At 67.8% G+C, this 25,202-nt stretch carries 27 protein-coding genes, 1 tRNA gene and 1 rRNA gene; 25 read left to right on the forward strand and 4 right to left on the reverse strand.

All coding sequences use genetic code 11. From position 1 onward, the window contains the following. The 7 genes from rrf to recN all read left to right on the forward strand — a co-directional run. Nucleotides 1-90: ribosomal RNA gene (gene rrf / locus RMCN_RS02110) — 5S ribosomal RNA — on the forward strand; the annotation flags it as partial. A gap of 103 nt (nucleotides 91-193) precedes the next feature. Then, on the forward strand, nucleotides 194-976 hold the full coding sequence (locus tag RMCN_RS02115) for a tetratricopeptide repeat protein (RefSeq protein ID WP_084377029.1): 783 nt from the start codon (nucleotides 194-196) through the stop codon (nucleotides 974-976). Between the two features lies 1 nt (nucleotide 977). After that, nucleotides 978-2,000 (forward strand): HAD-IIA family hydrolase, encoded by a 1,023-nt coding sequence (locus tag RMCN_RS02120; protein ID WP_067386946.1) that lies wholly within the window; start codon nucleotides 978-980, stop codon nucleotides 1,998-2,000. An 8-nt stretch (nucleotides 2,001-2,008) separates the two neighbouring features. Then, entirely contained in the window at nucleotides 2,009-2,194 is a 186-nt protein-coding gene (locus tag RMCN_RS02125; protein WP_064414514.1) for a hypothetical protein, read from the forward strand. 5 nt (nucleotides 2,195-2,199) lie between these two features. Then, nucleotides 2,200-3,003 carry a TlyA family RNA methyltransferase gene (locus RMCN_RS02130; RefSeq protein ID WP_064414445.1) on the forward strand — a complete coding sequence of 268 codons (804 nt, stop codon included), beginning with the start codon at nucleotides 2,200-2,202 and terminating at the stop codon, nucleotides 3,001-3,003. 20 nt (nucleotides 3,004-3,023) lie between these two features. Next, a complete protein-coding gene (locus RMCN_RS02135; RefSeq protein WP_067386994.1) occupies nucleotides 3,024-3,923 on the forward strand; it encodes an NAD kinase in 900 nt (299 codons plus the stop codon). Then, nucleotides 3,923-5,704 carry a DNA repair protein RecN gene (gene recN, locus RMCN_RS02140; protein WP_067386948.1) on the forward strand — a complete coding sequence of 594 codons (1,782 nt, stop codon included), beginning with the start codon at nucleotides 3,923-3,925 and terminating at the stop codon, nucleotides 5,702-5,704. The genes RMCN_RS02135 and recN overlap by 1 nt, the downstream gene beginning before the upstream one ends. Here the strand turns inward: recN and RMCN_RS02145 are convergent. Continuing rightward, nucleotides 5,701-6,276, reverse strand: coding sequence for a TetR/AcrR family transcriptional regulator (locus tag RMCN_RS02145; protein WP_067386950.1), 576 nt, complete (start codon nucleotides 6,274-6,276; stop codon nucleotides 5,701-5,703). The two genes, recN and RMCN_RS02145, sit on opposite strands and share 4 nt — an antisense overlap. 31 nt (nucleotides 6,277-6,307) lie before the next feature. Between RMCN_RS02145 and RMCN_RS02150 the strand changes: the two genes are divergently transcribed. The 6 genes from RMCN_RS02150 to xerD all read left to right on the forward strand — a co-directional run bounded on the left by RMCN_RS02150 (nucleotide 6,308) and on the right by xerD (nucleotide 12,421). Next, the gene (locus RMCN_RS02150; protein WP_067386952.1) at nucleotides 6,308-6,688 is read left to right on the forward strand and encodes a VOC family protein; all 381 of its coding nucleotides are present in this window, start codon (nucleotides 6,308-6,310) and stop codon (nucleotides 6,686-6,688) included. Between the two features lie 81 nt (nucleotides 6,689-6,769). Then, nucleotides 6,770-7,954, forward strand: coding sequence for a putative cytokinetic ring protein SteA (gene steA / locus RMCN_RS02155; RefSeq protein WP_064414449.1), 1,185 nt, complete (start codon nucleotides 6,770-6,772; stop codon nucleotides 7,952-7,954). Between the two features lie 9 nt (nucleotides 7,955-7,963). Beyond that, nucleotides 7,964-8,902, forward strand: a complete 939-nt coding sequence (locus RMCN_RS02160; protein ID WP_064414450.1) for a copper transporter — start codon at nucleotides 7,964-7,966, stop codon at nucleotides 8,900-8,902. Nucleotides 8,903-9,100: 198 nt separating this feature from the next. Then, entirely contained in the window at nucleotides 9,101-10,864 is a 1,764-nt protein-coding gene (locus RMCN_RS02165; protein WP_067386953.1) for a CTP synthase, read from the forward strand. Continuing rightward, on the forward strand, nucleotides 10,857-11,477 hold the full coding sequence (locus tag RMCN_RS02170) for an NUDIX domain-containing protein (RefSeq protein WP_067386955.1): 621 nt from the start codon (nucleotides 10,857-10,859) through the stop codon (nucleotides 11,475-11,477). Before RMCN_RS02165 ends, RMCN_RS02170 begins: the two co-directional genes overlap by 8 nt. Further along, nucleotides 11,474-12,421: a site-specific tyrosine recombinase XerD gene (gene xerD, locus RMCN_RS02175; RefSeq protein WP_067386957.1), complete on the forward strand. Its 948-nt coding sequence runs from the start codon at nucleotides 11,474-11,476 to the stop codon at nucleotides 12,419-12,421. Before RMCN_RS02170 ends, xerD begins: the two co-directional genes overlap by 4 nt. Before the next feature lie 75 nt (nucleotides 12,422-12,496). On the opposite strand, the gene RMCN_RS02180 is transcribed toward xerD, so the two are convergent. Continuing rightward, a complete protein-coding gene (locus RMCN_RS02180; protein WP_067386959.1) occupies nucleotides 12,497-13,255 on the reverse strand; it encodes an O-methyltransferase in 759 nt (252 codons plus the stop codon). A gap of 138 nt (nucleotides 13,256-13,393) precedes the next feature. Here RMCN_RS02180 and RMCN_RS02185 point away from each other — a divergent pair, with 138 nt between their 5' ends. The 12 genes from RMCN_RS02185 to RMCN_RS02245 all read left to right on the forward strand — a co-directional run bounded on the left by RMCN_RS02185 (nucleotide 13,394) and on the right by RMCN_RS02245 (nucleotide 23,689). Then, on the forward strand, nucleotides 13,394-14,254 hold the full coding sequence (locus tag RMCN_RS02185) for a ParA family protein (RefSeq protein WP_064403198.1): 861 nt from the start codon (nucleotides 13,394-13,396) through the stop codon (nucleotides 14,252-14,254). Nucleotides 14,255-14,262: 8 nt separating this feature from the next. After that, entirely contained in the window at nucleotides 14,263-15,099 is an 837-nt protein-coding gene (locus tag RMCN_RS02190) for a segregation/condensation protein A (protein WP_064396540.1), read from the forward strand. Continuing rightward, complete coding sequence (gene scpB / locus RMCN_RS02195; RefSeq protein WP_084377033.1) at nucleotides 15,092-15,841, forward strand: SMC-Scp complex subunit ScpB; 750 nt, start codon at nucleotides 15,092-15,094, stop codon at nucleotides 15,839-15,841. The genes RMCN_RS02190 and scpB overlap by 8 nt, the downstream gene beginning before the upstream one ends. Then, entirely contained in the window at nucleotides 15,834-16,577 is a 744-nt protein-coding gene (locus tag RMCN_RS02200) for a pseudouridine synthase (protein ID WP_064414457.1), read from the forward strand. The genes scpB and RMCN_RS02200 overlap by 8 nt, the downstream gene beginning before the upstream one ends. Beyond that, nucleotides 16,574-17,257 (forward strand): (d)CMP kinase, encoded by a 684-nt coding sequence (gene cmk, locus RMCN_RS02205; protein WP_067386961.1) that lies wholly within the window; start codon nucleotides 16,574-16,576, stop codon nucleotides 17,255-17,257. The genes RMCN_RS02200 and cmk overlap by 4 nt, the downstream gene beginning before the upstream one ends. Beyond that, entirely contained in the window at nucleotides 17,254-18,657 is a 1,404-nt protein-coding gene (gene der / locus RMCN_RS02210; protein ID WP_067386963.1) for a ribosome biogenesis GTPase Der, read from the forward strand. Before cmk ends, der begins: the two co-directional genes overlap by 4 nt. 81 nt (nucleotides 18,658-18,738) lie before the next feature. Further along, complete coding sequence (locus tag RMCN_RS02215; protein WP_082680882.1) at nucleotides 18,739-19,506, forward strand: sulfite exporter TauE/SafE family protein; 768 nt, start codon at nucleotides 18,739-18,741, stop codon at nucleotides 19,504-19,506. 228 nt (nucleotides 19,507-19,734) lie between these two features. Continuing rightward, nucleotides 19,735-20,646: a sulfite exporter TauE/SafE family protein gene (locus RMCN_RS02225; RefSeq protein WP_064414461.1), complete on the forward strand. Its 912-nt coding sequence runs from the start codon at nucleotides 19,735-19,737 to the stop codon at nucleotides 20,644-20,646. A gap of 101 nt (nucleotides 20,647-20,747) precedes the next feature. Next, nucleotides 20,748-20,821, forward strand: a tRNA-Pro gene (locus RMCN_RS02230). 192 nt (nucleotides 20,822-21,013) lie between these two features. Further along, nucleotides 21,014-21,313, forward strand: coding sequence for a WXG100 family type VII secretion target (locus RMCN_RS02235; protein ID WP_064414462.1), 300 nt, complete (start codon nucleotides 21,014-21,016; stop codon nucleotides 21,311-21,313). Next, on the forward strand, nucleotides 21,313-23,127 hold the full coding sequence (locus RMCN_RS02240; protein WP_064414463.1) for an alpha/beta hydrolase: 1,815 nt from the start codon (nucleotides 21,313-21,315) through the stop codon (nucleotides 23,125-23,127). Before RMCN_RS02235 ends, RMCN_RS02240 begins: the two co-directional genes overlap by 1 nt. 82 nt (nucleotides 23,128-23,209) lie before the next feature. Then, entirely contained in the window at nucleotides 23,210-23,689 is a 480-nt protein-coding gene (locus RMCN_RS02245) for an LppA family lipoprotein (protein WP_067386965.1), read from the forward strand. 12 nt (nucleotides 23,690-23,701) lie between these two features. Here the strand turns inward: RMCN_RS02245 and RMCN_RS02250 are convergent, their stop codons facing one another. Together RMCN_RS02250 and RMCN_RS30940 are read right to left on the reverse strand one after the other, a co-directional pair. Further along, entirely contained in the window at nucleotides 23,702-24,388 is a 687-nt protein-coding gene (locus RMCN_RS02250) for a sensor domain-containing protein (RefSeq protein ID WP_067386967.1), read from the reverse strand. 261 nt (nucleotides 24,389-24,649) lie between these two features. Next, nucleotides 24,650-24,964: a hypothetical protein gene (locus RMCN_RS30940; RefSeq protein ID WP_067386998.1), complete on the reverse strand. Its 315-nt coding sequence runs from the start codon at nucleotides 24,962-24,964 to the stop codon at nucleotides 24,650-24,652. Between the last annotated feature and the right edge of the window lie 238 nt (nucleotides 24,965-25,202).

The raw sequence follows: 25,202 nt of genomic DNA on the forward strand, positions 1-25,202 counted from the left end.
ACGCCCGGACCCATCCCGAACCCGGAAGCTAAGCCTGCCAGCGCCAATGATACTGCCCAACCCGGGCGGAAAAGTAGGACACCGCCGAACACACATTAGGATTACCCCCCACAATTGCGTGGGGGGTAATTCTATTTCGCGGCAATTCATTTCGTATTATCGCGAGGCTCCTCCATCGGGTAGAAAGGCATACGTGGCTGAAGAAAGAAGGGGCGGTGGCACCGGGGGCCGCCCGCAGCGGTCGGCTCCGCGCAGCTCCGGCCCGAACCGAGCCCGCAGGGCGCAGCCCAAGCCCGACGGCGAGGCTCGTCAGCCGTTGGGCCCGCCGATACCGGAGGGTATCGAGCCCCGCCAGCTCGCGCCTGATGTGCGTGGCGAGCTCACAACGCTCGACCGCTCGACTGCCGACTTCGTCGCCCGCCATCTGGTGGCTGCCGGACAACTCATCGATGACGATCCACAGACGGCGCTCGAACACGCGCGCGCCGCGCGCAACCGCGCTGCCCGAATCCCCGCGGTGCGCGAAGCGGTCGGTATCGCCGCGTACCACTGCGGCGACTGGGCGCAGGCACTCGCCGAACTGCGCGCCGCCAGGCGGATGGGTAGCAGATCCTCGCTGCTGGCGTTGATCGCCGACTGCGAACGCGGTCTGGGACGTCCGGAACGCGCGATCGAACTGGCGCGCACCCCGGAGGCCGCTCAGCTCACCGGTGACGATGCCGACGAACTCAAAATCGTGCTAGCCGGCGCCCGCTCCGATCTCGGGCAGCACGAGCAGGCGTTGGCACTTCTGTCGACGCCGCAGCTGGATCCGAACCGCAAGGGGCAGACCGCGGCACGCCTGTTCTACGTGTACGCCGAAACGCTTCTGGCCCTTGGCCGCAACGAGGACGCGTTGCAGTGGTTCATCAACGCCGCCGCCGCCGACCTCGAGGGCGTGACCGACGCCGAAGAGCGCATCACGGAGCTCTCCTGAGGTGAACACCCTCGCCCACGAGCACGACTGCCTTCTGCTCGATCTCGACGGCACCGTTTTTCGCGGACACGAAGCCACCGTCGGAGCGGTCGACACGCTGGCCACGATCAGCGCACGCACCCTCTACGTCACCAACAACGCCTCGCGTGAGCCCGCCGACGTCGCGGCGCATCTTCACGCTTTGGGCTTTCGCGCCGCTCCCGAGGACGTCGTCACCAGCGCGCAGAGCGCCGCTCGACTGCTGGCCGCCCAACTGCCTTCTGGGGCAGTCGTTCTCGTCGTCGGAACCGATGCGCTGGCCAACGAGGTCGTTCGCGTTGGACTCAAACCGGTCCGACAGTGGTCGGATGGGCCGATCGCCGTTGTGCAGGGCCACTCACCGCAGACCGGTTGGCCCGATCTGGCCGAAGCGGCTTTGGCCATCCGGGCCGGCGCACTGTGGGTGGCCGCCAATGTCGACCGGACCCTGCCGTCGGAACGAGGACTGTTGCCCGGCAACGGATCCATGGTGGCGGCGCTGCGCGCGGCGACCGACCGCGAACCCCAGGTGGCGGGCAAGCCGCAGCCGACTCTCCTCACCGATGCCTTGGCCCGGGGCAGCTTCCAGACGCCGCTGGTGGTCGGCGATCGCCTCGACACCGACATCGCCGGGGCCAACGCCGCCGGACTGCCCAGCCTGCTCGTGCTCACCGGCGTCAGCACTGCCGTCGACCTCGTCCGGGCACAAAGCTCGGAGCGGCCGACCTATCTGGCCGCCGATCTGCGGTCGCTCAGCGAGCCTGCGCACACGCTGCGCATCGGGGCCCATCCGGCCTGGCGCGTCGACGCCGCTGCATCGACGGTGACGGTGCGCTCCACGGGACACGATCCCGGCGAGATGCTGTCGGTGGTGCGCGCCCTCGCCGACGCGGTGTGGAACGCCGGCCTCGACGGCCGCTCGGTCACGATCACCGCCGGTGACGACACCGCCCGACAGGCGCTGCAACGCTGGTCCCTGCTTCCTGAGTCGAATCAGCTAGCGTGAACCTCGATATGAGTACCGATCCCGAACAAATCCGCGCCCGGATCGCGGAGTTGCTGGCCGACCTGCCCGACCCCGCGCAGGAGGGTTCGGGTTTCGCGGAGCTGGCCGATGCCGACGTGGAGCTGCTCGCGGCACGGCTGGAAGAGGCGCACGACGTGCTCGTGCAGGCGCTCGAGTCGGTCGAGAAGGGCTGAGCGCCGTGGCACGGCGCGCGCGAGTGGACGCCGAGTTGGTGCGACGGGGGTTGGCCCGGTCCCGCCAGCAGGCCGCCGAGCTCATCGGCGCGGGACGGGTGAGCATCGATGGTATGCCGGCCGCCAAACCCGCCACCGCCGTCTCGGTCACGGCCCACCTCACCATCGAGGGTGCCGACGAGCGCACCTGGGTGTCGCGGGGCGCGCACAAGCTGATGGGCGCACTGGACGCCTTCGGTCTCCCGGTGGACGGTAAGCGATGCCTGGATGCCGGCGCGTCGACGGGTGGCTTCACCGAAGTGCTGCTCGACCGCGGCGCCCGCCAGGTGATCGCCGCCGACGTCGGCTACGGACAGTTGGCCTGGTCGCTGCGTAACGATCCGCGGGTGAGCGTGCTGGAACGCACCAATGTGCGCGAGCTGACCGCCGACGCGATCGGTGGACCCGTCGACCTGATCGTCGCCGACCTGTCGTTCATCTCACTGTCCACAGTCCTGCCCGCGCTGACGTCGTGCGCCTCACCGGGCGCCGATATCGTTCCCATGGTGAAACCGCAATTCGAGGTCGGCAAGGACCGAGTCGGTGCCGGCGGCGTGGTCACGGATCCGGCCTTGCGCGCCGAGGCGGTCCTCTCGGTGGCCCGCCGCGCGGCCGAACTGCGCTGGCATCCGGTTGCGGTGACCGCCAGTCCGCTTCCCGGGCCCTCCGGCAACGTCGAGTACTTCCTGCACTTGCGCACCGACGGGGGACTGGAAGGGCACGACCTCGAGGGCGCCGTACGCACCGCCGTCGCGGAGGGCCCACAGTGAACACCGACCGCGCGATTCTGATGGTGGTGCACACCGGCCGCGATGAAGTCGCCGAGGTCGCCCGACGCGTACAAAAGGTTCTCGGCGACAACGGGATTGGACTCAAGGTCCTGTCGGCCGAAGCGGTCGACCGCGGGCCCGTTCCGCTCTCACCCGACGACATGCGCGCGCTCGGCGCCGAGATCGAAGTGGTTGACGCCGACGAGCGCGCCGCCGAGGGTTGCGAACTCGTCCTCGTCCTCGGCGGCGACGGAACCTTTCTGCGCGCTGCCGAACTCGCTCGCAACGTCGAAATCCCGGTGCTGGGAGTGAATCTCGGCCGCATCGGCTTTCTGGCCGAGGCGGAGGCCGACTCCATCGACACAGTGCTCGACCGGATCGTCAAGCGTGACTACCGCGTCGAGGAGCGGATGACACTCGACGTCGTGGTGCGGGTGGACGGCAGGATCGTCGACCGGGGTTGGGCGCTCAACGAAGCCAGCCTTGAAAAGGGGCCCCGGCTCGGAGTCCTCGGAGCCGTGCTGGAAGTCGACGGCCGACCGGTATCGTCGTTCGGCTGCGACGGCGTGCTGGTGGCGACGCCGACCGGGTCGACGGCGTGGGCCTTCTCCGCCGGCGGGCCGATCGTGTGGCCTGAACTCGAGGCAATCCTGGTCGTACCGAACAACGCTCACGCATTGTTCGCCCGGCCGATGGTCACCAGCCCGGAAGCGGCCATCGCGATCGAGGTCGAGGCGGGAGGCCACGACGCGCTGGTGTTCTGCGATGGACGCCGCGAGATGGTGGTGCCCGCCGGGGGACGCCTGGAGGTGACCCGGTGCGGAACTCCGGTGAAGTGGGTGCGCCTGGACAGCGCACCGTTCACCGACCGCCTGGTGCGCAAGTTCCGGTTGCCGGTCACGGGGTGGCGCGGACAGTAGTGCTATCCGAGATCCGTATCGAGTCGCTGGGTGCGATCAGTGCTGCGACCGCTGAATTCGATCGCGGTTTCACCGTGCTGACCGGCGAGACCGGCACCGGCAAGACGATGGTGGTCACTGGTCTGCACCTGCTCGGCGGCGCACGCGCCGACGCCACCCGGGTACGCTCCGGGGACACCCGGGCGGTTGTCGAAGGGCGTTTCACGACAACCGAACTCGGTGACGGCGTGGCTTCGCTGGTGGATGAGATCCTCGACAGCTCGGGCGCCGAACGCGACGACGACGGCAGCGTGATCGCTGCCCGCTCGGTCAGCCGCGACGGCCCGTCACGCGCCTATCTCGGCGGCCGCAGCGTGCCGGCCAAATCGCTGAGCAGCTTCACCACCGAACTGCTCACGCTGCACGGGCAGAACGACCAGCTGAGGCTGATGCGTCCCGATGAACAACGCGCCGCGCTCGACCGGTTCGCCGACGTCGAGACGCAGCTGAAGAAGTACCGCCGCGTGCGCGAGGAGTGGCTGGCGGCCAGGCGCGATCTGTTGGACCGCACGCAGCGGGCGCGGGAACTTGCACTCGAAGCCGACCGGCTGAAATTCGGGCTCAATGAAATCGACGCTGCGGCACCGCAACCGGGCGAGGATGCCGCGCTCGTCGACGACATCCGGCGGCTCTCCGAACTCGACGCCTTACGCGAAGCCGCCCAGATCGCTCGGGCCGCGCTTGCAGGGCCTGACGACCCCACGCCCGACGTGGTGTCCGCGACCCACGGTGTAGCACAGGCCAAATCGGCACTGGAGGCCACCGGCGACACCACGTTGACCGCGCTGGCCGAGCAGCTCAGCGAAGCCATCGCGGTGATCACCAATGTCAGCGGGGAACTCGGCAGTTATCTGTTCGGGTTGCCGACCGACACCAGTGCCCTGGAAACCAAGCTGGCTCGGCAGTCCGAACTGCGTTCCCTCACCCGCAAGTACGCCGCCGACATCGATGGTGTGCTCGAGTGGGCCCGGGAGTCCCGGGAACGGCTCGAGCAACTCGACGTGTCCGAGGAAGCGCTCGCCGGTCTGCAGCGCCGGGTCGACGAACTCGAGGAGAAGACCGTCGTCGCGGCTGCCGACCTGACCAAGGCCAGAACCAAGGCGGCCAAAGGTCTCGCCAAGGCGGTGACCGCCGAATTGTCGGGTCTGGCCATGGCGGGTGCCGTGTTCACGGTGTCGGTGGGCCCGCTGCTCGCGCGCGCGGACGACTCCGCGCCGGTCGTGTTGCCGTCGGGTGAGACGGTGCATGCCGGTCGTGACGGCGTCGACAACGTCGAATTCGGCTTCGCCACCAGCGGTACCGATGTGCTCCCGCTGCACAAGAGCGCATCGGGCGGTGAGCTCTCTCGGGTGATGCTGGCACTCGAGGTCGTGCTGTCCTCGTCGGCGGAGGGAACCACGATGGTGTTCGACGAGGTCGATGCCGGGGTCGGGGGCCGGGCCGCGGTGCAGATCGGCCGCCGGTTGGGCCGTTTGGCTCGCACTCATCAGGTCATCGTCGTCACGCACCTGCCGCAGGTCGCCGCTTATGCCGACGTGCACCTCGTCGTCGGGGGCGAGAGCGGGAAAGCCACCGCCGGCGGTGGCGGGAAGAAAGCCAGTGGCGTTCGCCGCCTCGAGGACGAGGAGCGAGTGGCCGAGCTGGCGCGCATGCTGGCGGGTCTCGGTGAATCCGACAGCGGCCGGGCCCACGCCCGCGAGCTGCTCGAGGCGGCGCAGAAAGAGCGTGCCGAAGGCGATTAGGCGCCCAGCACCGTGTCGATCAGCGCGGTGAGAAATTCGGAGTCGGCCGGCTCGGTCGTCGCGAGGCGCCGGTAGAACAGCGCGCCCGACAGCGCCACCGATGCGGCCTCGGGATCGATGCGCGCCGGGAACTGTCCATCACCGACACCGGAGGCGATCGTGGCGGTGAGCCGTTGCCGTCGTTGTGCCGAATACGCGTGGAAGAACCGGCGGATGTCCGGTTCGGTCCCTGCAGCGTGTACGAGCGCGGGGATGCACGCGGAGACCGCCGAATCGCTCAGGGCGCGGGCGAGGTGCTTCAGAAGGATCTCGACCTGCCTGCGTGCCGTTCCCGTGGGCGCTTCGCGCTCGGGGTCCGGTTGGACATTGAGGGTCTCGAGTGCATCGGCGATCAGGGCGGCCTTGTCCGGCCAGTGCCGATACAGCGTGCTGCGGCCCACGCGCGCGCGGGCGGCGACGGAGTCCATCCGGAAGCCCGCGTAGCCGGCGTCGGCGAATTCGTCGAGGGCTGCGCGAAGGATCGTCCGACGGGAGTGCTGGGCGCGCGGATCATGCTGACTTTTCTGGGACACAGATGTATCATAACTGTCAGGAGGTGCAATTATGACGAGCACCAGTGTTCGCTACATCGTGGACGACGTCGATGCCGCCGTCCAGTTCTACACCGGCCAGTTGCGCTTCGACGTGGCCATGCGGCCCGGACCCGGGTTCGCCATGCTCCGTCGCGACGAGTTGCGGCTGCTGCTGAACTCGCCCGGCGGTGGAGGCGGGGCGGGGGAGTCGCTCAGCGACGGAAGCCGGCCAGCCCCCGGCGGCTGGAATCGAATCCAGTTGGAGGTCAACGACCTTGACGAGACCGTCACCCGACTCGCCGATGCCGGCGTGCCCCTGCGCGGAGACGTCATCACCGGACGCGGCGGGCGTCAGGCCTTGGTCTCGGATCCGTCGGGCAACCTCGTCGAGTTGTTCGAGCCATACCGCTAAGGTGTTACCTGTGTGACAAAAGGGACAGATGATACGGCGCGCCTCCGACAGATAGCGCGCTAGTCTCGACAAAATCGGCGCATGAAGATGTCAGCGCTGCTATCTCGTAACGCCAGCTCACGTCCGGGCATCACCGGCACCGCCAGAGTCGACCGCGACATCGATCGACTGCTGCGGCGTGTCACCCCCGGCGACATCGTCGTCATCGACGCCCTCGATCTCGACCGCATCACCGCCGATGCGCTCGTCGAGGCCGGCGTCACCGGCGTGGTCAACGCCTCACCCTCCATCTCCGGGAGGTATCCCAACCTCGGGCCCGAGGTTCTGGTCGCCAACGGAATCACCCTGATCGACGACACCGGCGACGACGTCTTCAAGAAGGTCAAAGACGGCGCGCGGGTGCGACTGCACGAGGGCGGCGTCTACACCGGTGATCGTCGCCTGGTGCTGGGCGTCGAGCGCACCGACCACGAGATCCACGAGCTGATGCACGAGGCCAAGAGCGGGTTGGTGGCCCATCTCGAGGCCTTTGCGGGCAACACCATCGAGTTCATCCGCAGCGAGAGCCCGCTGCTGATCGACGGCATCGGCATCCCCGACATCGACGTCGACCTCAACCGGCGCCACGTGGTCATCGTCGCCGAAGACGTCGACGCCGCCATCGACCTCAAGGCGCTCAAACCCTTCATCAAGGAATACCAACCGGTGCTCGTGGGTGTCGGCACCGGCGCCGACGTACTACGCAAGGCGGGCTACCGGCCGCAGCTCATCGTCGGGGATCCCGACAAGATGAGCGCCGAGGTGCTGCGGTCCGGCGCGCAGGTGGTGTTGCCGGCCGACGCCGACGGACACGCCGCCGGTCTCGAACGAATACAGGACCTCGGGGTGGGGGCGATGACGTTCCCGGCCGCGGGGTCGGCGGCCGATTTGGCCTTGTTGCTGTGCGACCACCACGGCGCGTCGCTGATCGTCACCGCCGGCCACACCGCCAGCATCGAGGAGTTCTTCGACCGGGCCCGCCAGCAGAGCAACCCATCGACGTTTCTGACCCGGCTCAAGGTCGGGGAGAAACTCGTCGACGCCAAAGCCGTTGCCACGCTGTACCGCAGCCGCGTGTCGGGCGGCGCGATCGCGCTGCTGGTGCTCGCGGTGTTGGTCGCGGTGATCGTCGCCCTGTGGGTGGCCCGCGTCGACGCCGCGCTGCTGGACTGGGTCGTGGACTACTGGAACCGCTTCTCGCTGTGGGTCCAGGGCTGGGTCACCTAGGAGCGCGCGATGATATCGCTACGTACACATGCGATTTCGCTTGCGGCGGTGTTCCTTGCGCTTGCCATCGGTGTCGCGCTCGGGTCGGGGATGCTGTCCAACACCGTGCTGTCGGGACTGCGCGATGACAAGCACGAACTGCAGGAGCGGATCAACGCCCTAACCGACGAGCGTAATGCGCTCAATGAAAAGCTCAGCGCGGCAGGGGAATTCGATGCGCAGATGTCACCGCGCATTCTGCGGGAGACACTTGTCGACAAGTCGGTGGTGCTGTTTCGCACTCCCGATGCCGCCGACGACGACGTCGACGCGGTGACACGGCTCGTCGGTCAGGCCGGGGGAACGGTCAGCGGAACGGTCGGGCTGACACCCCAGTTCGTCGAGGCCAACGCCGCCGAGAAGCTGTTGTCGGTCGTCAACTCGCCGATCGTGCCTGCGGGCAGACAGCTCAGCACCACGTCGGTGGACCAGGGCTCCCAAGCCGGCGACCTGCTGGGCATCGCGCTGTTGATCAATCGCGACCCCAAGGTGCAGACCGTCGACGACACCCAACGTGAGACGGTGCTCGCCACGCTGCGCGACACCGGTTTCATCACCTACACCGATCGGGTGGGTGCGGCGAACACCGCGGTGATCGTGACCGGCGGACCGCTGGGCGACGACGCCGGTAACCGAGGCGCCACCGTCGCCCGATTCGCCGGCGGGCTGGCCCCGCACGGTTCGGGCACCGTACTGGTGGGCCGCGACGGCTCGGCATCGGGAACCGCGGCGATCGCCGTCACTCGCTCGGATCCCGCGCTGACAGCGGCTGTGAGCACGGTCGACGACGTGGGCACCGAATCCGGCCGCATCACCTCGGTGCTGGCGCTGGGCGATCTGGCCAACGGTGGCGGGCCCGGCCAGTACGGCATCGGTCAGGGTGCGACGTCGGTCACCGTGCCGCAGTAAGCTCCGCGCCCGCGGAATCCACGACGGCGCGTCACCGACGTTCCAGCCCTCGGCGCGTCACCGACGCGGTGTCGCCCTCGGCGCGTCACCGACGCGGTGTCGCCCTCGGTGTTAAGGTGGGGTTCCGTGGGTCGGCAGGCCCCAAACTAGGAATCAGCCTAGAAACGCAAGCCCTGCCCGTCGTCACGGAGGTCGTTCTTGCCAGCGTTACGCAAACATCCGCAGACGGCCACCAAGCACCTCTTCGTCACCGGTGGCGTCGTCTCCTCACTCGGCAAGGGACTCACCGCTTCGAGCCTCGGGCAGCTGCTGACCGCGCGCGGCCTGCAGGTGACGATGCAGAAGCTCGACCCGTACCTCAACGTCGACCCCGGCACGATGAACCCGTTCCAGCACGGTGAGGTGTTCGTCACCGAGGACGGCGCCGAAACCGATCTCGACGTGGGCCACTACGAGCGCTTCCTCGATCGCAACCTGTCGGGATCGGCGAACGTGACCACCGGACAGGTGTATTCGACCGTCATCGCCAAGGAACGCCGCGGCGAGTACCTCGGCGACACCGTGCAGGTGATCCCGCACATCACCGACGAGATCAAGGCGCGAATCCTGGAGATGGCCGCGCCGGACGTCGACGGCCGGCGCCCCGATGTGGTGATCACCGAGATCGGCGGCACGGTCGGCGACATCGAATCGCTGCCGTTCCTGGAGGCGGCGCGCCAGGTCCGCCACGAGGTGGGCCGGGAGAACTGCTTCTTCCTGCACTGCTCGCTGGTGCCCTACATGGCGCCGTCGGGTGAACTGAAGACCAAGCCGACTCAGCATTCGGTGGCCGCTCTGCGCAGCATCGGTATCACCCCGGACGCGCTGATCCTGCGCTGCGACCGGGACGTACCCGAACCGTTGAAGAACAAGATCGCGCTGATGTGTGACGTCGACATCGACGGCGTCATCTCGACCCCGGACGCCCCGTCGATCTATGACATCCCGAAGGTGCTGCACCGCGAGGAACTCGACGCCTACGTCGTGCGTCGGCTGAACCTGCCGTTCCGCGACGTCGACTGGACGCAGTGGAACGATCTGCTTCAGCGGGTACATGAACCGCACGAGACGGTGCGAATCGCGTTGGTGGGCAAGTACATCGACCTGTCGGATGCGTATCTGTCGGTGGCCGAGGCGCTGCGAGCGGGTGGGTTCGCGCACCGGGCGAAGGTGGAGATGCGCTGGGTGGCCTCCGACGACTGCGAGGTCGACGGCGACGCCGCCGCGGCGCTGGCCGACGTGCACGCTGTGCTGATACCGGGCGGCTTCGGCATCCGTGGTATCGAGGGCAAGATCGGCGCGATCCAGTACGCCCGCAAGCGTGGTCTGCCCGTGTTGGGGCTGTGCCTGGGACTGCAGTGCATCGTGATCGAGGCGGCCCGTTCGGTCGGCATCACCGAGGCCAACTCCGCGGAGTTCGACCCGGCGACCCCGCATCCGGTGATCTCCACCATGGCCGATCAGCGCGACGCCGTTGCGGGGGACGCCGACCTCGGCGGCACCATGCGTCTGGGCGCATATCCAGCTGTGCTGGAACCGGATTCGATCGTGGCACGGGCCTACGACGCCACGGAGGTATCGGAGCGGCACCGTCACCGCTATGAGGTGAACAACCAGTACCGTGACCGTATCGCCGAGAGCGGACTGCGGTTCTCGGGAACGTCTCCCGACGGTCACCTCGTCGAGTTCGTCGAGTACCCGCGCGAAAGGCACCGCTTCATCGTCGGCACCCAGGCGCACCCAGAACTCAAGAGCAGGCCGACCCGGCCGCATCCGCTGTTCGTCGCGTTCGTGGGAGCGGCCCTCGACTACAAGGCCGAGGAGCGCCTGCCCGGGATGGACATCCCCGAGCAGCGGTCCAACGGCGTCGAGCACGGTGCCGAGGTCGGTGCCCTGCTGCAAGAGCCCGCGACCCGTGGCTGACCACATCTTCGAGACGGTCTCCTCTGAAACCCTCTACGTCGGAAACATTTTCGCGTTGCGCGCCGACGAGGTGCGCATGCCCGGCGGCCACACCGCCCGCCGTGAGGTCGTGGAGCACTACGGCGCCGTCGCGGTGCTGGCGATGGACGAGAACCGCAACATCGCGATGGTCTACCAGTACCGGCACCCGCTGGGGCGTCGCCTCTGGGAGTTACCCGCCGGGCTGCTCGATCTCGGTGGCGAACCGCCGCACGTCACCGCCGCACGCGAACTCGAGGAGGAGGCCGGGCTGACGGCCGCCGAGTGGCGCGTGCTGGTCGACCTCGACTCGGCGCCGGGCTTCAGCGACGAGAGCGTGCGGGTGTATCTGGCCACTGGGCTCACCGACGTGGGACGTCCCGAAGCCCGCGACGAGGAAGCGGACCTGACGCTGTGGTGGTATGCGCTCGACGAGGCGGTGCGCATGGTGTTCGCCGGTGACATCGTGAATTCCATTGCGGTGAGCGGGGTTCTGGCCGCTCACGCCGTCACGGACCCCGGCGCGCTGAGAAACGTCGACGCACCGTGGACCGATCGGCCCTCCGCCTTCGGTCGCCGTCAGGGGCACCCGTGACCACTTTCACGTCCGCGCTCGGAGGTCAGGTCCAGGGTTATCTCGACCACCTGGCCATCGAACGCGGGGCGGCCGCCAACACCCTGAGTTCCTATCGCCGCGATCTGCGTCGCTACACCGAATACCTGACCGCGCGCGGCGTCGACGACCTGACCAAGGTGAGCGAATCCGACGTCAGTGAGTTCCTGGTCGCGTTGCGCCGGGGGGATGCCGAGGCTGGAACCGCCCCACTGTCGGCGGTTTCGGCGGCGCGAGCACTGATCGCCGTGCGGGGCCTGCACCGGTTCGCCGCCGCCGAGGGGCTCACCGAGCTGGACGTGGCCTCGCAGGTCAAGCCGCCGACCCCGAGCAGGCGGCTGCCCAAGAGCCTGTCGATCGACGAGGTGTTGGCCCTGCTCGAGGCGGCCGGCGGCGACAGCGACGCCGACAGCCCACTCACGCTGCGCAACCGGGCGCTGCTGGAACTGCTGTACTCGACCGGGGCGCGGATCTCAGAGGCGGTGGGGCTCGACATCGACGACGTCGACACCCATGCACGCTCGGTGCTGCTGCGCGGCAAGGGCGGCAAGCATCGGCTGGTCCCGATCGGCAGGCCCGCGGTGACCGCTCTCGACGCCTATTTCGTGCGGGGGCGTCCTGATCTGGCGCGCCGCGGTCGCGGCACCGCGGCGATCTTCCTCAACGCCCGCGGCGGTCGGCTGTCGCGGCAGAGCGCATGGCAGGTGCTGCAGGACGCCGCCGAACGCGCCGGGATCACCTCCGCGGTGTCGCCCCACGTGCTGCGGCACTCGTTCGCCACGCATCTGCTCGACGGCGGCGCCGACGTCCGTGTCGTGCAGGAGTTGCTCGGCCACGCCTCGGTGACGACCACGCAGATCTACACCATGGTCACCGTCAACGCGTTGCGCGAGGTCTGGGCCGGTGCCCATCCGCGGGCGCGCTAGCCGCCGGATGGCGCGTTAACTGGTGGATCGCACGTACCGGCTGCGTGCAATCCACCCGTGAAGGCATGAAGACAGTCACCGGCCGCCCAGATACACGGATTCGAGGACCAGGTCGGCCAGCAGCGACTGGTACTCCGCGTGGGTCTTGTGCTCAACGGTGTCGAACAACGTGCCCTGCTGTCGGCGCATGTACTCGCGGTACTTCGGCGCGCCGGGAATCTTCACGTTGTCGGCGACGACGACGGAGCCGCGGTGCAGCCAGCCACAGTCGAGGATGCTCTGCAGATCGGCCAGGTAGGCGGCCTTGTCGTGGTCGATGAACACCATGTCGAGTGCGCCCGCGCCGAACCCGTGCTTGGAGGCCAGCGCGTCGAGGGTCCGCCCGCCGTCGCCGAGTGTGCCGACCACACAGGTGATGCGGTCCGCGACGCCGGCATGCGCCCAGACATCCCGGGCGATGTCGGCGTTGGCCTCGGCGAGTTCCACCGAGTAGATCCGCGCCGACGGCGCCGCCCTGGCCAGTCGCAGCGCCCCGTATCCGCAGTAGGTCCCGAGTTCGAGCACCAGGCTCGGGTTGCTGCGGCGCACCGCGGCGTCGAGAATCTCGCCCTTCTCGTCGCCGACATTGATCAGGAAAGACTTCTCGTACGCGAACCGGTCGATGGTGGCGAGGACGTCGTCGATGTCACCGCGCCGCGCGTTGGCCACCACATAGTCGCGAAGGGCGGCCTCGCGCCCGTCGCCGACCTGACCGGTGGTGGAGATGTTGCGCACACCGATGGCCAACCGCAGAAATGACCACCTCAGCAGCGGGATCCGTTGCTTCAAGCCCATCTCGCCAGCCTATGACGCGGTGCGGCTCAATCGGTCCCCAACTTGCCCGCGGGTCTGGCTGACCTGGCACGTTCCTGCCGTTAAACTTGCCCGGATGTCCGCCATGCCCGTGAAGTGCCTGACCAGCGACGGTCTGGTATGAGCGACGACGGGGCAGCGGTGGAAGTGGGCCTGACCGGCCGTCCACCGCGGGACATCCCCGAACCGCCGCCGAAGACCACGCACGGTCCGGCCAAGGTCATCGCGATGTGCAACCAGAAGGGCGGGGTCGGCAAGACCACGTCGACGATCAACCTCGGCGCCAGCCTCGCCGAGTACGGCCGCCGGGTGCTGCTGGTCGACCTCGACCCGCAGGGCGCGCTGTCGGCGGGCCTGGGGGTGCCGCACTACGAACTCGAGCACACGGTGCACAACCTGCTGGTCGAGCCCCGGGTGTCGATCGACGATGTGCTGATCCACACGCGGGTCAAGAATCTGGACCTCGTGCCCAGCAACATCGACCTGTCGGCGGCAGAGATCCAGCTGGTGAACGAGGTGGGCCGGGAGCAGTCGCTGGCGCGTGCGCTTTACCCCGTGCTGGACCGCTACGACTACGTCCTGATCGACTGCCAGCCCTCGCTCGGCTTGCTCACCGTCAACGGCCTGGCGTGCAGCGACGGTGTGATCATCCCCACCGAGTGCGAGTTCTTCTCGCTGCGCGGCCTGGCGCTGCTGACCGACACCGTCGACAAGGTCCACGACCGGCTGAACCCGAAACTGTCGATCAGCGGCATCCTGATCACCCGCTACGACCCGCGCACCGTAAACTCTCGCGAAGTCATGGCCCGGGTAGTTGAGCGTTTCGGTGATCTCGTGTTCGACACCGTCATCACCCGCACGGTGCGCTTCCCAGAAACCAGCGTCGCCGGGGAGCCGATCACCACATGGGCGCCGAAATCCGGTGGGGCGCAATCGTATCGATCTCTGGCTCGCGAGGTCATCCACCGGTTCGGCGCGTGAATGACCCGGTGACGGAGACCGAAGCCGCGACGACCCCGGATTCGGACGATGCTCCGCAGTCGGGTTTCCAGGTTCGGCTGAGCAATTTCGAGGGCCCGTTCGACCTGCTGTTGCAGCTGATCTTCGCGCACCGCCTCGACGTCACGGAGGTGGCGTTGCACCAGGTGACCGACGAGTTCATCGCCTACACCAAGGCGATCGGCCCGCAGCTCGAACTCGACGAGACCACCGCGTTCCTGGTGATCGCCGCGACCCTGCTCGATCTGAAGGCGGCGCGGCTGTTGCCCGCCGGCGAGGTGCACGACGAAGAGGATCTCGCCCTGCTCGAGGTGCGTGACCTGCTGTTCGCCCGCCTGCTGCAGTACCGCGCGTTCAAGCACGTCGCCGAGATGTTCGCCGAACTGGAGGCCGCGGCGCTGCGCAGCTATCCGCGCGCGGTCGCGCTGGAGGAGCGCTACTCCGAGTTGCTGCCCGAAGTGATGATCGGCGTGGACGCCGAGGCTTTCGCACAGATCGCCGCGGCGGCCTTCACGCCGCGGCCTGTGCCGACGGTGAGCACCGAGCATCTGCACCACGCGGCGGTGTCGGTGCCCGAGCAGATCGGTAACCTGATGGCACTGCTGGAGAGCCGCGGGATCGGCCAGTGGGCGTCCTTCCGAGATCTGGTCGCCGACTGTGAAGCGCCGATCGAGATCGTCGGGCGGTTCCTGGCGCTGCTCGAGCTCTACCGCGCCCGGGCGGTAGCATTCGAACAACCTGAAGCGCTTGGTGTGCTGCAGATTTCGTGGACCGGCGAGCGGCCGACACACCAACACCTGGCGGTGGAAGAAGATCAGTATGGATAGCGAAGACCACGACAACCTCGACGGGGTCGCGACGGACCTCGACCACGAGGGCGTCGCGGCTGACGCCACCGATCTCGGCATCGACGTCGCCGAACCGCCCGAGCTACAGGACGGCGAACTGGGCGCGGCGCTCGAGGCGCTGCTGCTGGTGGTCGACACCCCGGCGACCGTGGAGCAACTGGCGCTGGCGATCGAGCAGCCGCCGTACCGGGTCGCGGCCAAGCTGCAGGCGATGGCGCAGGAGTACACCGCCCGCGACAGTGGTATCGACCTACGCGAGGCCGGCGGTGGGTGGCGGATGTACACGCGGTCGCGCTACGCCCCGTACGTGGAACGGCTGCTGCTCGACGGGGCTCGCTCCAAGCTGACGCGCGCGGCGCTGGAGACGCTGGCCGTGGTGGCCTACCGGCAACCGGTGACTCGAGCCCGGGTGAGCGCGGTGCGCGGTGTCAACGTCGACGCGGTGATCCGCACCCTGGTGGCGCGCGGGCTGATCACCGAGGCGGGCACCGATCCCGACACCGGAGCGGTGACGTTCGCCACCACCGAACTCTTCTTGGAACGGTTGGGCCTGACGTCGCTGGCCGACCTCCCCGACATCGCGCCGCTGCTACCCGACGTCGACGTCATCGACGACCTCAGCGAAACCCTCGACGAGGACCCGCGTTTCATGAAGCTCAGCGGCGCTCCGGCGTCCGAACAACCGCTGTCGTTCGACGTGGACACCGATGCACATGGCTGAACCCGAAGGCGTGCGACTACAGAAAGTGTTGTCGCAGGCGGGAATTGCCTCGCGCCGGGTCGCCGAGAAGATGATCAGAGATGGTCGCGTCGAGGTCGACGACCGCGTCGTCACCGAGCTGGGCACCCGCGTCGACCCCGATGTTTCGGTGATCCGGGTCGACGGGGCCCGGGTGACACTCGACGACACCCTGGTGCACCTGGCGATCAACAAACCCAGGGGCATGCACTCGACGATGTCCGACGACCGGGGCCGCCCGTGCATCGGTGACCTCGTCGAGCACCGGGTTCGGGGTAACAAGAAGCTGTTTCACGTCGGCCGCCTCGACGCCGACACCGAGGGGCTGATGCTGCTCACCAACGACGGGGAGCTGGCTCACCGGCTGATGCACCCGTCGTTCGAGGTGCCCAAGACCTACCTGGCGACCGTGCTGGGCGCGGTGCCGCGCGGAGTGGGCCGCGAACTGCGCAACGGCGTCGAACTCGACGACGGGCCGGCGCGGGTCGACGATTTCGCGGTCGTCGACAAGGTCCCCGGCAAGACGCTCGTGCGGGTCACCCTGCACGAGGGCCGCAAGCGGATCGTGCGCCGGATGCTCGCGGCGGTCGGCCATCCTGTGCAGGAACTGGTACGAACCGACATCGGCACCGTCACGCTGGGGGATCAGCGTCCGGGCAGCATCCGGGTGCTGACGCAGAAGGAGCTCGGCGAGTTGTACAAGGCGGTCGGCCTGTGACATCACTGGTCATCGCCGTCGACGGCCCAGCGGGTACCGGAAAGTCAACGGTGTCAAGGGGTTTAGCGCGCGAGCTGAACGCGCGCTACCTCGATACCGGGGCCATGTACCGGATCGTCACGCTGGCCGTGCTGCGTGCAGGTGTCGACCTGACCGACACCGAAGCCGTCGCGGCAACGGCCGCGGACGCCGAGCTGGCGGTCGGGTACGACCCTGATGAAGACCGCTCTTATCTTGGCGGAGAAGATGTTTCGACCGAGATTCGCGGCGCCGCGGTGACCACGGCGGTGTCCGCGGTCTCGGCGATGCCCGCCGTGCGCACCCGACTCGTCGACCTGCAGCGCAAGCTGGCCTCCGGACAGGATTGCGTCGTCGTCGAGGGCCGCGACATCGGGACGGTGGTGCTGCCCGACGCCGACCTCAAGATCTTCTTGACCGCATCGGCCGAAGAGCGTGCGCGACGCCGCAACGACCAGAACATGGCGACCGGTCTGGACGACGACTACGAAGCGGTGCTGGCCGATGTCAAGCGACGCGACCACCTCGACTCGACGCGGGCGGTGTCGCCCCTGCGGCCCGCCGACGACGCCGTCATCGTCGACACGAGCGCGATGACGCAGCCCGAGGTGATCGAGCATCTGACGCACCTGGTGCGGGAGCGGGCAGGAGCGCAGCGATGAGCGAGGACGGCACCTGGGTTGACGAAAGCGATTGGGAGATCGCAGAAGACGTCGCCGAAGCCATCGAGGAGGCTGCGGCAGCGCCGCCCGTCGTTGCCGTCGTCGGACGACCGAACGTCGGCAAGTCGACGTTGGTGAATCGCATCCTGGGCCGGCGCGAAGCCGTCGTGCAGGACGTGCCCGGGGTGACCCGCGACCGAGTGTCCTACGACGCGTTGTGGTCGGGCCGCAGGTTCATTCTGCAGGACACCGGCGGCTGGGAGCCCGACGCCAAGGGTCTGCAACAGCTGGTGGCCGAGCAGGCTTCGGTGGCGATGCGCACCGCCGACGCGATCATCTTCGTCGTCGACGCGGTCGTGGGCGCCACCACCGCCGACGAGGCGGCAGCGAAACTGCTGCAGCGCTCCGGCAAGCCGGTGTTCCTGGCGGCCAACAAGGTCGACAGCGAGCGCGGAGAGGCCGACGCCGCCATGCTGTGGTCGCTTGGGCTGGGAGAGCCGCACCCGATCAGCGCAATACACGGCCGGGGAGTGGCCGATCTGCTCGACACCGTGATCGACGCTCTGCCCGCGGTGTCGGAGATGGCAGGCGGCGGGGGCGGACCGCGCCGCGTCGCGCTGGTGGGCAAGCCGAACGTGGGAAAGAGCTCGCTGCTGAACCGGCTGGCAGGTGATCAGCGCTCGGTGGTGCACGACGTCGCGGGCACCACGGTCGATCCGGTCGACTCGTTGATCGAGATGGACGGCAAGATGTGGCGGTTCGTCGACACCGCGGGTCTGCGCCGCAAGGTGGGACAGGCGAGCGGGCACGAGTTCTACGCGTCGGTGCGCACGCACGGCGCGATCGACGCGGCCGAGGTGGCGATCGTGTTGATCGACGCGTCGCAACCGCTGACCGAGCAGGACCAGCGTGTGCTGTCGATGGTGATCGAGGCGGGCCGGGCACTGGTGCTGGCGTTCAACAAGTGGGACCTGGTCGACGAGGACCGGCGCTACCTGCTGGACCGTGAGATCGACCGCGAGCTCGTGCAGCTGCAGTGGGCGCCGCGGGTGAACATCTCGGCCAAGACGGGCCGCGCGGTGCAGAAGCTGGTGCCCGCGCTGGAGAAGTCGCTCGAGTCGTGGGACACCCGCGTTCCGACGGGCCGGTTGAACACGTTCCTCAAGGAAGTGGTGGCGGCGCATCCGCCGCCGGTGCGCGGAGGTAAGCAACCCCGGATCCTGTTCGCCACCCAGGCGACCGCACGCCCGCCGACGTTCGTGCTGTTCACCTCGGGATTCCTGGAGGCCGGGTACCGGCGTTTCCTGGAACGGCGACTGCGCGAGACCTTCGGCTTCGAGGGCAGCCCGATCCGGATCAACGTGCGGATGCGCGAGAAGCGCGGCCCCCGCTCCCGGTGATCTGTGGAGTCGCACCGGCGGTAGGCGCCGCTGCCGCTCCACAAATCGACGATTAGCCTTGCCCAAGTGCCCGTCGTCGACATGGTTCTCATCGCGTTGGCGGGCCTGGGAGCGGGTGCAATCAACACGCTCGTCGGCTCCGGCACGCTGATCACGTTCCCGACGCTGGTGACGCTCGGGTTTCCTCCCGTGACGGCCACGATGTCGAATGCGATCGGGCTGGTGGCCGGGAGTGTCTCAGGTACCTGGGGCTATCGCCGCGAACTGCGCGGACAGTGGGATCGACTGCGGTGGCAGCTCCCCGCCTCGTTCGTAGGAGCGGGGCTGGGTGCGTGGCTGCTGTTGCACCTGCCGGAGACGGTGTTCGATCGGGTCGTGCCCGTGCTGCTGATCGCCGCGCTGGTGTTGGTGGTGATCGGTCCGCGGATCCAGTCCTATGCGCGGGCGCGCGCCGAGGCGGCCGGGCAGTCCGCAGAGCATGTGTCACGTACGCGGATGGCCGCGGTGGTGTTCGCAACCTTCGCGATCGGGGTCTACGGCGGGTACTTCACCGCCGCGCAGGGGATCATGCTGATGGCCGCGATGGGTGCGTTGCTGCCCGAGGACATGCAGCGGATGAACGCCGCCAAGAACTTGCTGTCGTTGGTGGTCAACGTGGTCGCGGCGGTGGCATACACAATGGTCGCGTTCGAGCGGATCAGCTGGGTGGCGGCGGGCCTGATCGCGGCCGGTTCGTTGGTCGGCGGCTTCCTCGGCGCCCACTATGGACGGCGGCTGTCGCCGAACGCGTTGCGCGCCGTGATCGTCATCGTGGGAATGATCGGGTTGTATCGATTGCTGAGCGTCTAGACGGCTTGGGTATGGTTACGGAAACCGCTGACCAGGAAAGGGGAGACGGGTGGCCGAACGCCAGTTCCACACCGCGCCGTCTGCCCTTTGCGCGCTGGAGCCGTTCTGGCCGTCGCGCCGGGTCATCGCCTTCGACGAGTGGTGTCGCGCGCGCATCTGATCCGCGCCCACCTGTCCGTCCGGTCGGCCGCCCCGCCGCGCTGACCACTTCCGAAAGCAGTCGAACCTGTGCGTTCGCTTCTGATCTTCGCGCTCGTCGGTGTCGGAGCGCAGCTGGTGGATGGCGCGCTGGGCATGGCGTTCGGCGTGACCGCCTCGACGCTGCTGGTGCTCAGTGGCCTCGGAGCCGCCCAAGCGAGCGCCGCGGTGCACCTGGCCGAGGTCGGCACGACGCTGGCTTCGGGTCTGTCGCACTGGCGGTTCAAGAACCTCGACTGGTCGATCGTGCTGAAGCTGGGCGTGCCCGGTGCGATCGGCGCATTCGCGGGTGCGACCGTGCTGTCGTCGCTATCGACCGAGCATGCCGCGCCGCTGATGGCGGCGATCCTGGTGGCCATCGGGGTTTACGTGTTGCTGCGGTTCTCGCTGCGCAACCCTCCGGTGCTGCGGCACGGCGAGACGCCGCATACGGCGAAGTTCCTCAGCCCGCTCGGATTGTTCGGCGGATTCATCGACGCGTCCGGAGGCGGCGGCTGGGGTCCGGTGACCACGAGCACGCTGCTGTCCCGCGGGAAGACGGCGCCGCGCACGGTGATCGGGTCGGTCAGCGCCTCGGAGTTCCTGGTGGCGGCGTCGGCGTCGGTCGGTTTCGGTGTGGGGCTGCGCGAGGAGTTCGTCGAGAACCTGCCGGTGGTACTCGGTCTCGCGGTGGGTGGGGTGATCGCCGCCCCGTTCGCGGCCTGGCTCGTCAGCCGGATCCGCCCCGCCCTACTGGGAACCGCGGTCGGCGGTGTCATCGTGTTGACCAACAGCCAGAAGCTGGTGCACTACTTCGGTATTGAATGGCCGTGGTCGACAGGCGTCTACACGCTGATCGTGATCGGCTGGGCCGCAGCGCTTTACGTGGCTTGGCGGTACCGGCGGTCGGTGGAGCCGGTGCCTGCCGCCGACGAGGCGGCAAGCGTCGCGGTCGGCAGGTGAGCGGACCCGCTCTCGGCGAGATCGCGCCGGGTGGCGGTTGGGATTGCAGGGCGCGCCTGCGGTAGCATTTCGACCTGCTGCCGGCGATCCCGGCGGCACCGCGGGCTGTGGCGCAGTTTGGTAGCGCACTTGACTGGGGGTCAAGTGGTCGCAGGTTCAAATCCTGTCAGCCCGACTTTCGAATCACACTGTGACCTGGGGTGATGCCCCCTCAAGCGGAAGCATTCGCGCGTCGTGATCTAAGGCCAGTGTCGCCCAGCGGGACCACACCGAACCTCCTGCCTGAGCCAGCCTCGCGCGTACTTACCCTTGATGAAGGGTTGCGTTCACACAGACCGCCGCTGGCGGCTCGGCAACGGAGGGTGCGATGCCGAAGGATCTCGAGGTCGATCCGATCGATCTCCACATGTCCGCTGATCACATGGACATGCATCATTCGGACCTGCTTGCCGCGCACAGCGCTGCCAACAGCGCGATCGAGGGGGCTCAAGTGGGCTGGGTCGGCGCCTCGGCATCGGCTCTGCAGGCGAAGTTCGCGGAGTGGCACGAGGCCACCGAAACGATGGCGGACGACATCGCCGCGCACGGCGCAGCGTTCCGATCGGCCGCCTCCGAGTATCAGATCCGCGATGCGGAGGGCGCGGCGGCGCTCAACGACCAACTCTGATGACGCTGACCCTCGCCGACGTCGAACGATGGGATGCGGGCGCGGTACGAGAAGTGTCATCGGCGCTGGCCAAGCGTGGCGCGAGCGCCGAGGAGGTCCGATCCGGTTTGACCAAGTTGCCCATGGTCGGCACCTGGCAGGGATCTGGCGGCGATGCGGCTCGAGCCTCGCTCGACAAGCTCTCGGCGTATCTCGCCGGCCACGGCCTGGAGATGGCGCGCCTGTCGTCGGCCACCGGAGAGGCCGCCGACGAGATCGAGCGGATCAAGGCCGGCCTGCAACGACTCAAAGACGATGCGCAACGCCTCGGTTTCGCGATCGATACGTCCACCGGCGAGGTGACGCCACTGCATCCGGACATGGTCGGCGACCCGATCTACGCACTACAGCAAGCCGACCTCGAAGTCCGGGTCACCGAGTTGCTGACCGCGGCCGAAACGGCCGACTCCGACCTGGCCCGCGCCATCACCACCGCCGGTGAAGCACCGGCCGACCAGCCTCCGATTCCCGATCCGCTGTCTACACCCTTGCCGGACGATCCGGAGCAGTTCCACGACTTCTGGCAGCGGCTCACCCCCGAGCAGAAGGACCTGCTGTATCGGCGCGACCACACGATCGGCAACCGCGACGGGATGCCCGCTGTCGACCGCGACTACTTCAACCGACTGGCGCTCGCCGATGAGCTGAAGCAGGCCCAGTCGGCGCAGACCACCGCGGACACACTGCGCAACGAACACCCCGACTGGGCAGCTGGACAGAACATCCCGCCACCGAACAAACCGGGCGCGATCTTCGACGAACGGCTGAGATACGAAGCGTGGCAACGCCGGTACGACGCGGCGCGAGCCGGCGCCGACGCGCTCCCGGATCTGGCCGCCGTCGACCGGGCGATCGAGGAACCCGGCCGCAAACTACTCCTGCTCGACACCAAGTCCGGCGAGATGGTTCACGCCGCGGTAGCCATCGGCGACCCGGATACCGCCGACAAGGTCGCGGTGACCGCCCCCGGGCTCAACACGACCGTGCGCGACAGCCTGGTGGGCATGACCGAAGAGGCGGTCAACCTCCAACGCGAAACCTACCGACAGCTCAGCCTGTCACCGGGTCACGAACTCGATTCGGTGTCGACGATCGCCTGGATCGGGTACGACACCCCGCAGATCCCCGGATTCGACGACACGGGCGCATCGCTGACCGGCGCCTGGGACGTCAGCCACGGCCAGCTCGCACAGGCCGGTGCCAGGGATCTCGCCGGTTTCTACGACGGCCTCACCGCCAGCCACGAGGGCGTGCCGGCCCAACTCACCGCGATCGGCCACTCGTATGGGTCGTTGACCACCGGACTCGCTCTGCAAGAGCCCGGCGACCACGGCGTGACCGATGCGATCTTCTACGGTTCGCCAGGCATCATGGCGACAACTCCCGGTGAGCTGCAGCTCCCCGACGGCCACGTCTTCACCATGCAGGCGCCGGACGACCCCATTCGGCATGTCTTCGACGCGCCCTGGCTGCACGCGGCCACGCCGCTTCTACCCGAGCCGTTCGAGACCCTCGCCGAATCAACGCTTCGGACAATGGAACTCACCGGGGCCGGGCAGTTCGGTCCGGACCCGGCCGCCAATCCGAACTTCACACACCTCGAAACCGGTGCGGTGAGCGTCCCCGACGGCAGCGGCGGGACGTTCAGCCTCGGTGCGGCACAAGGCCACAGCGAGTACCCCCGGTTCGGCGACGACGGGATGCCACGCACGACCAACTACAACATCGCCGCGGTGGTCGCGGGCCTACAAGACGACGCCATCCGGCAGAAGTGAGGCGGACGAGATGCACCGATCCTTGGGCGCTGGCATCAGCGTGGTGACGACAGGCCTTCTACTACTAGCGACAGGATGCGACGTGTCAGACCGAGATCCCGCCCCCTCGCCGACCTCGTCCGTCGAGGCGCGCGACCAACTCAACGCGTTGCCGTCCCTGGAGGAAACCCAGGCTCAGATAGTGGCCGTCATCGACGAGATCAAGGCGACCGCGTCCGCGCAGCAAGCCGGCCTCAGCTGGCAGTCCCTGCACGGTGAGACCCGGGGTAATTGCGAGGGACCGTTCGCGAACACCGATGGCAAGCGTCTGTTCCTGCCCGATGCCGTCGCCTCGGCCCAGCTCTCGGACACCCAGTGGGCGGCGGTTCTGGAAACCGCGCGGCAGTCGGCGGCACGGCTCGGCGCCACCGATGAACAGGTCATGCAGGACAGCCCGGGACATCACGACGTGTGGTTCACCGGGCCGGCGGGCCTGTCTGTCAAGGTCGCCTACAAGGGCAACCTGGTGATCTCCGGCTTCACCGGTTGCCGACTGCCCGAAGAGAAGCGGACGGCCACCTAACCCGAGACGCGCTCACCAGCGAGCGGCCACCTTCTCCGCGATCTGTTTGGCGATCCGCACGGCTGAGTCGCCCGGATTGGCGCTGCACGTGTTCACGTCGATGATGACGTTGTTCTCCAGCGCGACGGCATGCCCGCAGGCCCACCCCGGCGCAGCGGCCTCCTGCAGGGTGGCGACGGTGCTCAGCACGTCGTCGGCGTGGGTGATCGGCCCGACCGTCCACTTCGTCCCGCTCTGCAGATGGGTGTAGTCGTGGCAGGCCGGCCACTGCTGCGCGGACGCGTCGAGAAAGCCTTGCGCCTGCTTCACGAGCGGATACAGCACGACGGCCTGCTTCACATAGTGCGCGAACTTGTCGCCGTCGTTGAGGCTCTGGTCCCGCGACGCTTGGAACCCGCTGTCAGCGTAGACCGGAGCCTCCGCCGCCCCGTCGATGCCGAGGCATTCCTGCGGTTCCATCGTCGCGCTGTTGTCCGACATCGAACTCTGAGCGCTGGTGACCTCCAGGGTCTGCGAGCCCATCGCGGCGTTCAACTCAGCGGGATTGAGCAGCAGTTCATCTAACTCGCGCTCCACGAGAGGGCGCGGAATCAACGTACGGGTGGGCGTGGTCGTGACCGCATTGCCGACCGAGCTGGCACACCCGGCGACCAGAAGACAGACCATCGTGGCACCGAATGCCGTCACTGGTTGGCGCATGTGTTCCTCCCCACGGCAGCCGTCTCCAACCGATCAACGCGCGGCGATGTCCCCAACAACGCCGCTCGTGGAGCAATGGTGCAGCAGGGCGGCCGCCGACCGTACGAAGTATCACGGCGTTTCTGATAACGATGGGCGCTGCTTCTGATAACGATTGATGCGTCGCATGCAGCGCCGGAGCGCGACCGGAGAACGACACAGCCTGGGGGAACGCACCGCACCCGTTGCGCGAGAGCGGGATTCGCCAACCGTCGGGCAACCTCAGTCGGACTTTTTGTCGTCGTCGTCGTCGTCAGAGCCCTCGTCGTCGGAGCCCTCGTCATCATCGGAGTCGTCGTCATCGTCATCCGAGCCGTCGTCATCGTCATCCGAGTCGTCAGACTCGTCCTCGTCGCCGGATCGGGGGGAGTCGTCGAGTTTGTCTGCGAATTTCGTCAGCGCCCGTGCCAGCTGGCGCGCTTCGTGCGGCTCGAGAGAATCCCCGAACAACACCTCGCCATCGTCATTGGTGCGTTCGATGTAGACCCTGTTCTCCTTGGCCGCAACATTCCACTGACCGGACTCGGGCTCTGCCATCATTGCCGCCTCTCGCAAGTGAACAGTTTGGCCTCGTATACCCACCCAGATTCGCTGTCACGCAACTCACGACGCAGGCGGCACGCGTTAGCTTCTTTCGCAAGCAGTTGATCCCCCGGCCTTACCGCGGAGATAGAAAAACCTCCCCACACACGGACGGAATCTGACCTCGCGGCGATTACGGAGCCCCCCGCCGACTCGCAATCATTTCTCTCAACACCCCGCACCACCCCCGAGA

This window comes from Mycolicibacterium novocastrense (assembly GCF_001570485.1).
In the GTDB taxonomy this organism is placed as follows: Bacteria; Actinomycetota; Actinomycetes; order Mycobacteriales; family Mycobacteriaceae; genus Mycobacterium; species Mycobacterium novocastrense.